Below are 13,045 nucleotides of genomic sequence, written 5' to 3'. Positions count from 1 at the left end.
AGGCCCGCCGTGCCCGCCAGGTACCACCTGCGGTTCCAGCTCCACGCTGCGTCCGACGTCGCCGAACTGGTCGATTTCTGCCGGGAGTCGGGGGTCGACGAGGTCGTCCTGCTGCTCGGGGCCGAGGAGTTCCACGCCGGGCACCCGTCCGGAGCCGCCGAGGACAGGCTGTACGAGACCGCCCGAAGCGCCTCGGAGGCGCTCCGGGCGGCCGGGCTCGACGTCAGCCTCAACCCCTGGGTGACGGCCGGGCACGCCGACCGTGGGCGCGTCGACCGGCTGGGCTTCGCCCCGATGGTCGGCCCGACCGGGACGGTCGCCACCGCCCAGGCCTCCTTCGCCTGCCCGCGCTTCCGCTCGTGGATCACCGCCCACTACGGCCGGTTCGCCGAGCTCGTACCCCGGGTGCTGTGGCTGGAGGACGACTTCCGCTACCACAACCACGCGCCGCTGGGGTGGGGTGGCGGATTCGAGCCGCTGATGCTCGACCGGCTGGCGGAGGCGGTGGGGGAGACGGTGACCCGGGAGCAGGCCGTCGCCGCGGTGACGGCCCCCGGCGATCCCCACCCCTGGCGTGTGCAGCTTCAACGGGTCTGGCGAGAAGCGCAGTTGGAAGTGGCCGAGGCGATCGCGAAGGCCGTCGCCGAACGGTCGGACGGGCGGACGCAGCTCGGGCTGATGAGCTCCGAGCCCGGAGTCCACTCCGTCGAGGGACGCGACTGGCCGGCCCTGTTCGACGCGCTCGCCATCCACGGACGCGTCTCCCACCGGCCGCACCTCGCCCGCTACTCCGACGCGCCGGGGCGCGAACTGAGCTTCTCCGTCTGGATGCTGGAGGTGCAGCGGGCACAGCGGCCCGCACACGTGCGCAGCGAACCGGAGGTCGAGAACTGGCCGCACACCGCGTGGTCGAAGTCCGACGCCCAGACGTGGTCCGAGCTCGTCGCCGCCCAACTCGCGGGCTCGGACGCGCTGTTCCTCAACGTCCACCCGATGCAGTCCGGCCGGGCCGGGCGCTTCCCGCGCGTGGCCGAGTTGCTGCGCAGGTCGCGGCCGGCGCTCGACCGCGTGGCGTCGAAGGGGGACACCGTCGGTGTGGCGCTGCCGGTGCGGCAGGACGCGGCCGCCCACGTGCGGACCGTCCGCGGCGGGGACCTCGCCGACCTGGCCGTCGACCCCGGCCCGGCGGCGGACTTCCTGCTGCGGTACGGCGTCCCCGTGACGGCCGGGGACGCGCCGGTGCGGGTGCTGTTCGGGCAGGTGGCGTGGGCGTACGGCGACGCGGAGCTCCGGCGGATGCTCGGCGGGGGACTGCTGCTGGACGGCACGGCGGCGCGCATCCTGGACGAGCGGGGGCTCGGGAAGCTGCTCGGCGTGACGGTCGAGGAGGTGGTGGGGAGGGACTCGGCGTCCGCGCCGGGCCCGTACGCGCTGGAGCGCCGCGGCGACGTGTTCCTGAGCGTCAACGGCCAGCCCGCACTCGCCCGGCTCCGGCCCGCGGCGGACACCGAGACCTGGACGGAGATCCTGACCCCGGACCTACGGGTGTGGGGCCCGGGCCGGTGCGTCCACACCAATGAACTCGGCGGCCGGATCTGCGTCTTGGCCGCGACGGCGGTGGACCTGCTGCCGTACGACGACGACGGGCAGCAACTGCTGCACGAGATGGTCCGGTACCTGGAGGGCGAGGACCCGGCCCTGCCGCTGGTGACCGGCGGCCCCCACCTGATCCCCCACCTTTCCCGCACCCCGGACGGCCTCCGCCTCGCCGTGGCCAACGGCAGTGCCGACCCGGCCCACGTCCGCATCCACCTGCCCGGCACCCCCACCGGAGCGGAGGCGACGCTGCTCCGCCCGTTGGCGGCCCCGGAGCCCGTCCCGGCGGTCGTGGCCGGCGGCCTCGTCGAGTTCGGCGCACCGCTGCCGCACCGCGGCTGGCTTCTGGTCGAGTGGCCCCGAAGCCGGCGTTCGGCGGCGTCGGCGCGGGCGCGCCGGTAGGCGGGTCCTGCGGCGTCCGCCCGGTGCCCGGCCTCGCCCGGCGCACCGCGACCCGCGTCCCGCTGGAGTGGTGCCGCCGATCGGTCGCCGGAGCGGTTGCGCAGGGAATCAGCGGATGCTGTCCCAGTCGATTTCCGGTTCCTCGACCGTGTCGATCACCGGGGACTTCTCCTCCGGGGTCCCGCCGCAGCGCCATCGACCGTCGATGTGAACATTGAGAATCACTGATCACCTGTACCGTCAGGGAGCCGCGGCCTCGTGGCCCGGATCGTATCGGCGGCGCGGTGCAGCTCGGCGAGGACCGTCCGGACGGCCTTGCGCGCGGTGCGCTCGGGCCGGTGGAGCACGTCGACGTGCCGTCGGGCCTGGACTCCGCTCAGCGGCCGGAGGACGACGTCGGGGTGCGGGCGGGCGGTCCAGCGCGGCATCAGGGCCAGCCCGCCGCCGGCGGCCACCACCTCGGCGACCACCGCGAATTCGTTGATGCGGTGGACGATGTCGAGCCGGCGGTTCGCGACGCTGGCGATGGCCTCGATGGTGGCCATCAGCGGGAAGCCGTCGTGGACCGTGATCCACGGCTGGTCGGCCACGTCCTGCGGTGAGAGCCGCGGCCGGGAGGCCAGCGGGTGGCCGGCCGGCAGGGCGACGTCGAGGGGCTCGCGCAGCAAGGTGTGGGCGATCACGGTGCGCGGCCAGGGCGGGGCGTGGTCGAGGCGGTGAGCGAGCACGAGGTCGTGGTCACGGGTGAGGGCGGGGAAGCGGTCCTGGGCGACGTCCTCGTCGGACAGCGCCAGACGAGGGTGACCGGCGCCGGCGAGGCCGCGTAGCAGGAGCGGGAAGAACGCCGACCCGGCGCTGTGGAACGCCGCCACCGAGACCTCGCCGTCCGGTTGTTCCACGAAGTCGGTGACGGTGTGGCGCGCCCTGGCCAGAGCGCTCTCCACCTCGATGGCCGCCACCGCCAGGGCCCGCCCGGCGTCCGTCAGCACCACCCGGCGCCCGGCGCGTTCGGTGAGCGGGACGGGGATCGAACGCTGCAGCAGCCTCAGCTGTTGCGAGATCGCCGACGGCGTCACGTGCAGCGCCTCGGCGACCGCGGTGACGCTCCCCAGCTCTCCCAGTTCCCGCAGGACCCGCAGCTGCCTCTCATCCACGCCGACAGTGTAGGGCTGCTACAGGTTCGTTGAAGAAGTTGGTGGTGGCCTTCAAATCCCTGGTCGGGCAGCGTAGGGGCATGCCCATTGCCCGCCGCACCGATGCGGTACTCCTCCTCGTCGCACTCGTCTGGGGCTCCAGCTATCTGGCGGCCAAGACGGCCACCGCCGCGCTCTCGGTCCTGGTGGTGCTGTTCGCCCGGTACGCGGTCTCCGCGCTCGCGTGCGGCGCCCTGGTCGCCTTCGGCCGCCGGGGGCGGCGCTTCACCCGCGACGAGGTGCGCACCGGGTCCGTCCTGGGCGTCACCCAGGCGGCCGTCCTCGTGCTGGAGACCTACGGGGTGGCGCACACCAGCGCCGCCAATGCCGGACTGATCATCAGCCTGACCATCGTGCTCACCCCGCTGATGGACCGCAGTGCGGGCCGCCGCCTGCCCGCGACGTTCTTCCTCGCCGCCGGCCTGTGCGTCCTGGCCGTCGGGCTGCTGAGCTCCAGCACCGGACTGCACGTGCCGCGACTCGGGGACGCCCTGATGCTCGCCGCCGCGGTCGTCCGGGCCGGGCACGTCGCGCTCGTCGGACGGCTGACCGCCGGTCGGCCCGTGGACCCGCTCCGCCTGACGAGCGTCCAGACCGTCGTCGGTTCGGCCCTGTTCCTGCCGGCGGCCTTCGGCCACCTGCCCGACCTGGCCCACGGCAGTGTCACCACCTGGACCCAGCTGGTCTACCTCGCCCTGTTCTGCAGCGTGTTCGCCTTCCTCGCCCAGACGCAGGCGGTGCAGCGCACCTCCGCCAGCCGGGCGAGCCTGCTGCTGGGAACCGAACCGATCTGGGCCGTCGCCATCGGGTTCGGCCTCGGCGGCGAACGGCTCACCCTCTGGGCCGCCCTCGGCGCCGTGCTGATGATCGCCGGGACCTACTGGGGACAGGCCATCGAACGCACCCACCGCGCCGCAGCGCAAACCGTGAAGGAGGACCCGGCGCGCCGGGCGACGACACCTGTCAGCGCCTGATCACCCCGTTCGACACCACCGGGACGGCACCACGGAGCCGGTCAGCGCCCGGCGCGGGCACCCCTCTCCCAGGCCGCGAAGCGGGGGCCGGTGCGCGGCCGGGCACGAAAGCCCGTGGATCCGTGGCTCGTTGCCGTGATCGAGTTCCGGTAGGGCGTCCGGTCCGGAGGAAATTCGGTGGCCGGTCTGCCCGTGGCGTGGCAGGGTGGCGGCCATGACGTCGATCCGAAGGGGCGATGCCGCGTAAGTCGCCCGGCGCCGTGCGCGCCCAGACGCGGTGGATCCGGGCCCGGTCCCGAGAGTTCAGTCAGGTTCAAGGCTTGCGACGAGGCGCCCAGGGCGCTGTCAGGCGCCTTGAGGCCCAAAGGTTCCGGCCCGGCTTCCTGAGCGATGCGCTCGGCCGGTACGAGCAATTCCTGCGCCGGCCTGGCCGATGGCTCTACGTGGTGCTGGAGGATTGCGAGTGCCACGACGTGTTCGGGAGCCGGGACGATCTGCAAGCCATGCTCGATGCACTGCCGTCGGCCGCTCGCCGTGAACTGAGCCGGATCGTGGCCAGGCTCGACGCGGAGTTCGAGCGTCGTACCCTGCCGGATCCGTACGCGTCCTCATGGTTGACTCACCATCGGTCGCCGAGCCTCCCCTGGTGGCGCCGGCGGTTGACCGTTTGGTGGCACGAGACCTGACTCGTACGGCGGGGTTCACGGAACCGACGACTCCGGCGGCAGGGCGGTCAGGGGCCGCCTCGGATGAGGCCGCAGGCGCGCCGGATGCCGCCGGCCGCGCTCTGCCGGTCGGGGTTTCGGGTGGCGTGTTCCTGGCAAAGTACTTCAACCATGGGCTTATTACCGGTCGCCGGGCATCCCGCTGTCGCCGTCTTCCGCGAACCACGAGCCGGGCGGCCAGTCCCGGTGCTGGGCCCGCGAGTTGACGCTGAGGCGGGGCGCGCCGCGCGCGTTCTGGCCGGGGTGGCGACCCACGGCCGGCCTGTCGAGCGGGCCCTCGCGCTACGGCAGGCCACCGCGGCTGCACGTGAGTTGGTGGCCGCGTTGTCGGCCCTGGGCCCGGCGCCGGCCGGTGAGGACCTCCCGGCGGAGTCGACCAGCCAGTCGTACTTCCGGGTCCGCGAGGTCGAGCTGTCGGATCAGCAGGCCGCCCTGCACGGCGCCCTGGTCGTCCACCGCGGCCTGGAAGACCTGTGCGACGCTCCGCTGTCGGGAGCCGACCTGGCGCTGGAGCTCGCGGGCATGCGGCAGTCGGTGCTCGACCTCACCGGCGCAGCACCGGGCGACGACCCCGAATCCGTCCCGCCGATCGCCGCTCCCGAGCCCGGTGCGGAGCCGTCGTTGGAGAGCGCGTGGAGCGCCCGGTGGCTCATCGGGCACCAGGTCCATGTCCTGTTCAACGTCTGCGCCGCGGTCGCCGTGGCCGATGCAGCACGCCAACTGCGGGACGGCGACGACGATGGCGCGCTGCTGCGCCTCGCGGATGCGACGGTGTACGTGCGCGGCTTCCCTGCGGCCATGAACCACGCGAGTACGATCCCGGCCGACTACTACATGGCGGCGATACGCCGGACCATGGCGCCTCCGTCGACGGACGTCCCGTTGAGCGGGCGCCAGCACCGCGGCTACAAGCTGTTCCGGGCGGCGATGAAGGATCTGCTCGCGCTGGTGCCCGACTCCTACGAGCAGCTCGTGGCCCGGGCCCCCGAGCTGGCCGAGGCGCGGGGCGCCCTCCTGGAGGCCGACATCGTCGACGCCGAACGGCACGTCACCCTCGCGTACTCGATGGTCCATCTGCGGCGCTCCATCGCTCAGCGGCCCGAAGGCCCCGACAACGCCGTCGCCGAACTACGGCTCATGCGCCATCGCCGCGCGGCCCAGTACGCCCCCCTGATCCGGTTCGGGGACCACTACATCGCCGGCGCCGTGGCCGACCTGCGCCACTCCTGAACCCGCGCCGTCCGCCGTCCGCACCCCCGGCAGGAGACCCTGATGCCCGAGACGACGCCCGGCACCGTCCAACCCGCTGCGGCGGCCGACTGGGAGCTGGATCCGGCCGATGTCGGTGTATGCGAGCGGCTGGCCCGCACCTTGTGCACCAGTGGGCACGACCAGGTCGACAGCCCCGAGTGGGTGGAACGGGCCCGGGACGCCTGGGAGGACCTCCCGCTACCGCTGCGCCGCGCGGTGCGCCGGTTCCGAAGGCACTCCGGCCCGCAGGGCACCTTGGTGATCGGCGGCCTGCCCGTCGACCGGGCGGCCCTGCCGGCGACGCCGGCCGTACCCGGCTCGGTCCAGCGCCGGGCGACCGTGCCGGCCGCGGTGCTCACGATGGTGGCCTGCGGGCTCGGCGAGCCGCTCGCCTACCTGGCCGAGAAGTCCGGCGCCCTCGTGCAGGACGTCGTGCCCGTGCCCGGACAGGAGACCTTCCACGGCAACGCCGGTTCGGTGCCGCTGTCCTTCCACACCGAGAACGGCTTCCACCCCCACCCGCCCGACTACGTGGTCTTCCTGTGCCTGCGCGCCGACCACGACCGGATCGCCGGCATGCGCGTCGCCGGCCTCCGCGAGGCGCTGCCGCGCCTCACCCCGGCCGGCCGCCAGGCCCTGTTCGCACCGGAGTTCATCACCACACCACCACCCTCCTTCGGCCCCGACACCGCCGGGGGCACGCCCGATGCCGAACCCCGACCGGTGCTGTCCGGAGCAGCCGAGGACCCCGACATCCGCATGGCCCAACTCGTCACCACCCCGCTCACCCCTCGGGCCGCCGCGGCGCTGGCCGAATTCGGGCGCGCCTGCGAGGCGAGCGCCCGCACCCTGCGCCTGACACCCGGCGACCTGGTCATCATCGACAACCGCGTCACCGTCCACGGCCGCACCGCCTTCCGGCCTCGCTACGACGGAGCGGACCGCTGGCTGCAACGGACCTACGTCACCACCGACTTGCGGCGCTCCCGCGACCACCGCCCCCACGACGGCCACGTACTCACCCGCTGACCGGGGGGTGCAAGGGGTTTTCGCCGACCGGCGGCCTCGCAGGCTGTCAAGGCGCCGAGATCGGTCAGCCGTGATCGCGATCCGGTCACCGGTGGGTGATCTCCGCTCGGCGGCCTCGGCGGCCTCGTAGCGTCGCGGCTTCGGAACAAATGCTGGAGGGTTCATGACAACCATCGATTCCCTGCCCGCGTCACCCGTCGAGCAGCGGACCAGCGATGCACTCGTGGTCCTGCCGACCCCGGCGGCGGTGACGGCCCCGCAGGGAGGCCGTGCGGAACGCGGCATCACCCGGGAACGCGTGGGCTCGCGCGGGCTCTGCCTGAGCCGCCTGGTGATTCCGCCGCTGACGACGGAGCAGGCGCACCTCCACGCGGACCACGAGACCGCGATCTACGTCGTCAGCGGGGAGATCGAAGTCCGGCACGGCGAGCGGCTGGCGGAGGTCACCGTCGCGGGTCCGGGCGACTTCGTCTACATCCCGCCCAGCGTGCCCCACCAGCCGATCAACCGCAGTCGGACCCAGGAGGTCGTCGTCCTGGCCGCGCGCACCGACCCGCACGACGTCGAGAGCCTGGTGCTGCTGCCCGGCGCGCCGGACTGACCTCGCACCAATCACCCGCCCGGCGCCCTCCGACGTCAGTGCCAGGCCGCCAGGTCGACGACGCGGGTGAGGGCGGGTGCGTGTTCGACGGTCCGTCGGCGCTCCGCGTCGCCGACGGTGAGGATGACCAGGCCGGCGAGCGCGCTCCAGTCGGCGTGGCCGGCCGAGGGGAGCAGCACGGCGTAGGGGTGGCCGGAGACGTGGATGGGCAGGCCGCCCGCCCAGCGGTCGTCGGTGATCTGTTCGTGGGCGAGCCGGGCGGGTCGTCCGCTGTCCTCCTCCGTCCATCGGGCGGCTGCGGCTTCCAGCCGCCATCTGCGTCCGAGTGGCATGGCGGTCCGCCAGTCCTTCCCCACCACCTGGCCGGCGTGCCGTTCGCGCCGGCGCTGCTGGTCTCGTTCCTTGCGCTTGGTCCGGTGGCGCTGGTCGGCGTCGGCGTGCGCGGCCGCCTGCTCGACGTAGCGCGGCGCGGTCCACAGCACCCGGTGGTCGTCCTCGCCGGCGGGCACCCGGTGGGGGATGACGCGGCGGCCGAGGACCCAGGCGACGAAGTCGTCCAGCGGGGCGGTGACGGTCTTCCATTCGCCGTGGCCGTGCGGGCATCGGCACTTCTTCCGGCACGGGGTGACGGTGAACCGGCTCAGTCCGGTGCCCGCGGTCCACTGGTCGGCGGCGCCGGGCCGGGGCGTCGAGACGACGATGGACGGGACGGCGCCGACCCACGTTCGGGCGGACAGCGTCACCCAGCAGGCATCGATGCCGTCGGCGGCGTACCGGTCGGTGCGCTCGCGGACCTCGTCGCGGGTGATCGGGGAGAGCTGCGCCTCCCACGCCATGCGGTGGGCGCCGTCGGGGGAGGAGACCATGACGTCCGCCCGCCACGTGCCGTCCGGGGCGCGGACTTCGAGGTCGGCGTACCAGCCGGCGGCCCGTGCGGCGTGTGCGAGCTGCAGCTTCACGAGGTGGTGCTCCATACTCTCCTGTGCCAGCGCGCAGGTGGGTGCTCCGCGGTCGTGGGCGAAGAACCGCAGCCCGGTCGGCGAGACCTTCGCGTGGAGGCCGTGTCCGCACTCCGGGCACGCGAGCGGCACGCGCGGTCTCGCGCGGTGTACCGCGGTCCACGCCCACCCGCAGCCGAGGTCGTCCCGCGTCGCGTCCAGTCGGCCCCGATCTCCGTGCACCGCGGTGAACGCCACGGAGCCCTCCCCTCTCCCTGCAGCCCGTGCCCCCGTGCTGCCGCCCCGGCGTCAGTCCTTCCCGGCCCGCCGGGCGTTCATGACCGCGCCTTCGTGATCGCACGATTGTGCCAGGCGGCGAGACCGGTGGGTTCCGGCTCGGATACAGCAGGGGAGGACCGGAAGCCCACTTTCAAAAGCCCCGGCCGGCTTCTACGCCCGCACCTCCCGTTCGTCCGTCCGCCGCTGCGGCCGCGCGCTGCGCCCGCACCGGGGGACCATGGAGCTGCGGAGGTGCTCGGCCGGTGAGGCGGTGAGTTCGGCGGCGGTGGGTTCGGCGGAGGCGGTGAGTTCGGAGGCGGTGGGTTCGGCGGTGGATTCTTCGGCGGCGGTGGGTTCGGCGGTGACCGGGAAGCTGCGGGTGTACCTGGGAGCGGCGCCGGGGGTCGGGAAGACCTACGCCATGCTCGCCGAGGGCCGCCGGCTGCGCGACGGCGGGCTGGACGTGGTGGTCGGCCTCGTCGAGACCTACGGCCGCCGGGGGACGGAGGAGCAACTGGCCGACCTGCCGGTGGTCCCGCGCCGCCGCGTGCCGTACCGGGGGATCGAGCTGACCGAGCTCGACCTCGACGCCCTGCTCGCCCGCCGGCCCGCGCTCGCGCTGGTGGACGAGCTGGCGCACACGAACGTCCCGGGCAGCCGCAATCCCAAGCGCTGGCAGGACGTGCAGGATCTCCTGGACGCCGGGATCGACGTGGCGACGACGCTGAACATCCAGCACCTGGAGAGCCTGAACGACGTGGTCGAGCAGATCACCGGCATCGTCCAGCGGGAGAAGATCCCGGACGAGGTCGTCCGGGCCGCCGACCGGATCGAGCTGGTGGACCTGAGCCCCGACGCACTGCGCACCCGGATGGCGCAGGGCGACGTCTACGCGGCCGACCAGGTCGACGTGGCGCTGGACAACTACTTCCGGGCCGGGAACCTCGGCGCGCTGCGCGAGCTGGCGCTGCTCTGGCTGGCCGACCGGGTGGAGGAGGAGCTCGCCGACTACCGGGCCCGGCACGGCATCCGGGCGCCGTGGGAGACCAAGGAGCGCATCGTGGTGGCGCTCAACGGTGCGCCGCAGGGCGAGCACCTGATCCGGCGGGGCGCGCGGACGGCCACCCGGGTGCACGGTGTCCTGATCGGCGTGCACGTCCGCGCGGACGACGGGACCCTCCAGCGGGAGCCGCCCGCCCTGGCGGGCCAACGGGTGCTGCTGCGCGAGCTGCACGGCACCTATGTCGAGATCACCGGCGACGACGTGGCGGGAGCCCTGGTCGACTTCGCCCGGACGGAGAGCGCCACCCAGATCCTGCTCGGGCCGACCAGCCGCTCGCGGCTGCGGGAGCTGGTCAGCGGTTCGGTGATCAACCGGGTGATCCGGCTGGCCGGTCCGATCGACGTCCGGGTGCTGCCGCCGCCCGGGCCGGATCTGCTGGCGCTGCCGCGCGGGCCGCGGCCACGCCGGCCTGCCTTCGTCACCGCCCGGCGGCGCCGGTTCGGGTGGCTGCTCGGACCGCTCGGTGCGGTGGCGGTGGCGAGCGCGCTGTCGCCGCTCCGGGTCTCGCTCGGCCCGTCCGGTGCGCTGCTGTGCCTGCTGCTGGTGGTGGCCGGGGTCGCCCGTCTGGGAGGGCTCGCACCGGCCGCGGCCACCACCGTGGTCTCGGCGCTGGCGGCGGACTGGTTCTTCACGACGCCCTGGCACAGCCTGGTGGTCGAGCGGGCGGCGGATGCCGGGGTCCTGGCGGTGTTCCTGGTGGTCGCCGGGATCATCAGCCACCTGATCGACGGGCTGGCCCGCCGCTCCCAGCAGGCGACCCGCGCCCGCGCGGAGGCGCAGGCGCTCGCCCGGTTGGCGGGGGAGTCGGTGCAGGACGGGGAACGCGCGCTGCCCGAGCTGCTGGAGGGGCTGCGGCTGGCGTTCGGCCTGTTCGCGGCGGGCATCCTGGCACGCGACGGCACGGGCTGGCGCCCGGACGCGACCGCCGGCGGGCCGCTGCCGGGTCGGCCGCAGGACGCGGCGTTCGCGGCCGAGCTGGACCCGGACACCGTCCTGGTGCTGGCCGGCCCGACCCTGAGCGAGGAGAACACCCGCCTGCTCGGCCCCTTCGTGACCCAGCTGCGCCTGCTCCGGGAGCTGCAGCGGGTGACCGCGCAAGCGGCGTCGGCACAGGCGATCGCCCGCACCGACGCCCTGCACACCACCCTGCTGGAGGCCGTGGCCCACGACCTGCGTGAGCCGCTGGCGGGGATCAAGGCGTCGGCGTCGAGCCTGTGCTCCGACGACGTCGACTGGCCGCCGGAGGACGTCCGCCGCTTCTCGGCGATCATCGACGCCGAGGCGGACCGGTTGAACCGCATGGTCGCCAACCTGCTCGACCTGAGCCGCCTGCAGGCCGGTCGGGTGCCGGTGACCCTCCGGCCGACCGACGTGGCGGACGTCCTGGTCGCCGCGGTCGGCAGCCTCCCGCTCGCGGGTGCCCCGGTGGTCCTCGACCTCCCGGAGGGCCTGCCGCCGGTGGAGGCCGACGCCGGCCTGCTGGAACGGGCGCTGGCGAACGTCCTGGCCAACGCCCAGACCTGGTCACCGTCCGGCGCCCCGGTACGGGTGGACGCGGGCGCCGTGGCGGACCGGGTGGACGTGCGGGTGGTCGACCACGGCCCCGGCATCGGCGACCGGCAACGCGAGCACCTCTTCGAGCCGTTCCACCGCAGCCGCCGCGGCGCCGGCGGGCGGGTCGCCGGCGTCGGCCTCGGACTGACCGTCGCCAAGGGCTTCACCGAGGCGATGGGCGGCGAGCTGACCGTCGAGAGCACCCCGGGCGGTGGCACGACCTTCGTCTTCGGCCTCCGCCGGGCCGTCGCGGCAAGCCCTGGTTAGGTCATCGGGTACTGCCACCAGCCCTGACCGGTGGCGCCAAGGCCGCGTCAAGACGGTTGCCGTCCGCGTCAAGGATGCGCCAGGGCGGGCGGACGGACGTTCGACCGCACCTAGCGTGATCTGTGAGGAAACGGTTCGCCGCCCGGGCGTGGGGCCTGGCGGTGAACCGTTTGCCGACTCCCGACCCCCGGCGGGTTCCGCCGGAGGAGGTTCGGCGGCCAGTGTGAAAGACAGGGGGAGGGGCGCGCGGTGATGCCGGCGGGAACGCCGAGCGGTACGGCGGTCGTGGAGAACGCGGTCGCGTCGGAGACGAAGCGACATCCGTGCCGGGCTTGCTGCCTGCCACCGGCCGACGGGCAGCGCCGACGTCTGGCCCGCACCCCGCCGTCTGGCCCGCACCCCGCCGTCTGGCCCGCACCCCGCCGCGCCGGTCCGCCTCCGGGCGGCCTCGGCGCCGTAGGGTCCTCTCCGAGGACACGGGGCCCGGCCGGTCGCCAGGACCGGGGCGTTCGGAAGCGCGTCGGGCCACGGGACGGACGAGACGAAGGGCTGGCACGTCACATGCAACAGCGCAGTCTGCGGGACCTCCAGGTGTCGGCCATCGGCCTCGGCTGCATGGGGATGTCCGCCTTCTACGGCACGGCCGACCAGGACGAGGGCGTCGCGACCATCCGGCGCGCCCTGGACCTCGGCATCACCTTCCTCGACACGGCGCAGGTTTACGGACCGCTCACCAACGAGTCCCTGGTCGGCGAGGCTGTCCGCGGACACCGTGACGAGTACGTGATCGCCACGAAGTTCAACTACCGGATGGACAAAGCGGTTCCGGGCGACATGTCGACGGTGGGCCGCCAGGACGGCTCGGCCGAGCACGTCCGCGGCTCCGTCCACGGTTCGCTCGAACGGCTCGGCACCGACCGGATCGACCTGTACTACCAGCACCGGGTCGACCCGACCGTGCCCATCGAGGAGACCGTCGGCGCCCTCGGCGAACTGGTCGCCGAGGGCAAGGTGCGGTACATCGGGCTGAGCGAGGCGAGCGCGGAGACCATCCGCCGCGCCCACGCCGTCCACCCGGTCACCGCCGTGGGGGGGGGGGATGGTCGAGGAGCGCGCTGGTGGCGTGGGGCTGGAGACGGTCAGACGCACGCGGCTGTGCGGGTCTGTGGGGCT

The 13,045-nt window shown here is 73.9% G+C and carries 10 protein-coding genes; 8 read left to right on the top strand and 2 right to left on the bottom strand.

What is annotated here, in order from left to right:
• The first annotated feature begins 9 nt into the window (after window positions 1–9).
• The gene (locus tag ACFV4F_RS22365) at window positions 10–1,998 is read left to right on the top strand and encodes a hypothetical protein (RefSeq protein WP_380504779.1); all 1,989 of its coding nucleotides are present in this window, start codon (window positions 10–12) and stop codon (window positions 1,996–1,998) included.
• A 221-nt stretch (window positions 1,999–2,219) separates the two neighbouring features.
• Here the strand turns inward: ACFV4F_RS22365 and ACFV4F_RS22360 are convergent, their stop codons facing one another.
• Window positions 2,220–3,152: a LysR family transcriptional regulator gene (locus tag ACFV4F_RS22360; RefSeq protein WP_380504776.1), complete on the bottom strand. Its 933-nt coding sequence runs from the start codon at window positions 3,150–3,152 to the stop codon at window positions 2,220–2,222.
• 80 nt (window positions 3,153–3,232) lie between these two features.
• Between ACFV4F_RS22360 and ACFV4F_RS22355 the strand changes: the two genes are divergently transcribed.
• The 5 genes from ACFV4F_RS22355 to ACFV4F_RS22335 all read left to right on the top strand — a co-directional run bounded on the left by ACFV4F_RS22355 (window position 3,233) and on the right by ACFV4F_RS22335 (window position 7,771).
• On the top strand, window positions 3,233–4,165 hold the full coding sequence (locus ACFV4F_RS22355) for a DMT family transporter (RefSeq protein WP_380504773.1): 933 nt from the start codon (window positions 3,233–3,235) through the stop codon (window positions 4,163–4,165).
• Window positions 4,166–4,485: 320 nt separating this feature from the next.
• The gene (locus ACFV4F_RS22350; protein ID WP_380443990.1) at window positions 4,486–4,851 is read left to right on the top strand and encodes a hypothetical protein; all 366 of its coding nucleotides are present in this window, start codon (window positions 4,486–4,488) and stop codon (window positions 4,849–4,851) included.
• 354 nt (window positions 4,852–5,205) lie between these two features.
• Window positions 5,206–6,120, top strand: coding sequence for a hypothetical protein (locus tag ACFV4F_RS22345; RefSeq protein WP_380504770.1), 915 nt, complete (start codon window positions 5,206–5,208; stop codon window positions 6,118–6,120).
• A gap of 42 nt (window positions 6,121–6,162) precedes the next feature.
• Window positions 6,163–7,170 carry a TauD/TfdA family dioxygenase gene (locus ACFV4F_RS22340; protein ID WP_380504767.1) on the top strand — a complete coding sequence of 336 codons (1,008 nt, stop codon included), beginning with the start codon at window positions 6,163–6,165 and terminating at the stop codon, window positions 7,168–7,170.
• 163 nt (window positions 7,171–7,333) lie between these two features.
• Window positions 7,334–7,771 carry a cupin domain-containing protein gene (locus tag ACFV4F_RS22335; RefSeq protein ID WP_380443996.1) on the top strand — a complete coding sequence of 146 codons (438 nt, stop codon included), beginning with the start codon at window positions 7,334–7,336 and terminating at the stop codon, window positions 7,769–7,771.
• Between the two features lie 35 nt (window positions 7,772–7,806).
• Here the strand turns inward: ACFV4F_RS22335 and ACFV4F_RS22330 are convergent, their stop codons facing one another.
• Window positions 7,807–8,967: a competence protein CoiA gene (locus ACFV4F_RS22330; protein ID WP_380504764.1), complete on the bottom strand. Its 1,161-nt coding sequence runs from the start codon at window positions 8,965–8,967 to the stop codon at window positions 7,807–7,809.
• Window positions 8,968–9,226: 259 nt separating this feature from the next.
• Here ACFV4F_RS22330 and ACFV4F_RS22325 point away from each other — a divergent pair, with 259 nt between their 5' ends.
• Together ACFV4F_RS22325 and ACFV4F_RS22320 are read left to right on the top strand one after the other, a co-directional pair.
• Entirely contained in the window at window positions 9,227–11,872 is a 2,646-nt protein-coding gene (locus ACFV4F_RS22325) for an ATP-binding protein (protein ID WP_380504761.1), read from the top strand.
• Between the two features lie 561 nt (window positions 11,873–12,433).
• A partial coding sequence (locus ACFV4F_RS22320; RefSeq protein ID WP_380504758.1) for an aldo/keto reductase occupies window positions 12,434–13,045 on the top strand: 612 nt, incomplete at its 3' end.

Origin of the sequence: Kitasatospora sp. NPDC059722, from assembly GCF_042733235.1 — a bacterium.
Classification (GTDB): Bacteria; Actinomycetota; Actinomycetes; order Streptomycetales; family Streptomycetaceae; genus Kitasatospora.
Note: the sequence above shows the minus strand (reverse complement) of the source record. Positions and strands in the feature narration are given on the sequence as shown.

Coding starts and splice junctions, on each gene's coding strand:
- ACFV4F_RS22340 (WP_380504767.1), top strand. CDS start 6,163: ATGCCCGAGACGACGCCCGGCACCGTCCAACCCGCTGCGGCGGCCGAC.
- ACFV4F_RS22335 (WP_380443996.1), top strand. CDS start 7,334: ATGACAACCATCGATTCCCTGCCCGCGTCACCCGTCGAGCAGCGGACC.
- ACFV4F_RS22325 (WP_380504761.1), top strand. CDS start 9,227: ATGGAGCTGCGGAGGTGCTCGGCCGGTGAGGCGGTGAGTTCGGCGGCG.
- ACFV4F_RS22355 (WP_380504773.1), top strand. CDS start 3,233: ATGCCCATTGCCCGCCGCACCGATGCGGTACTCCTCCTCGTCGCACTC.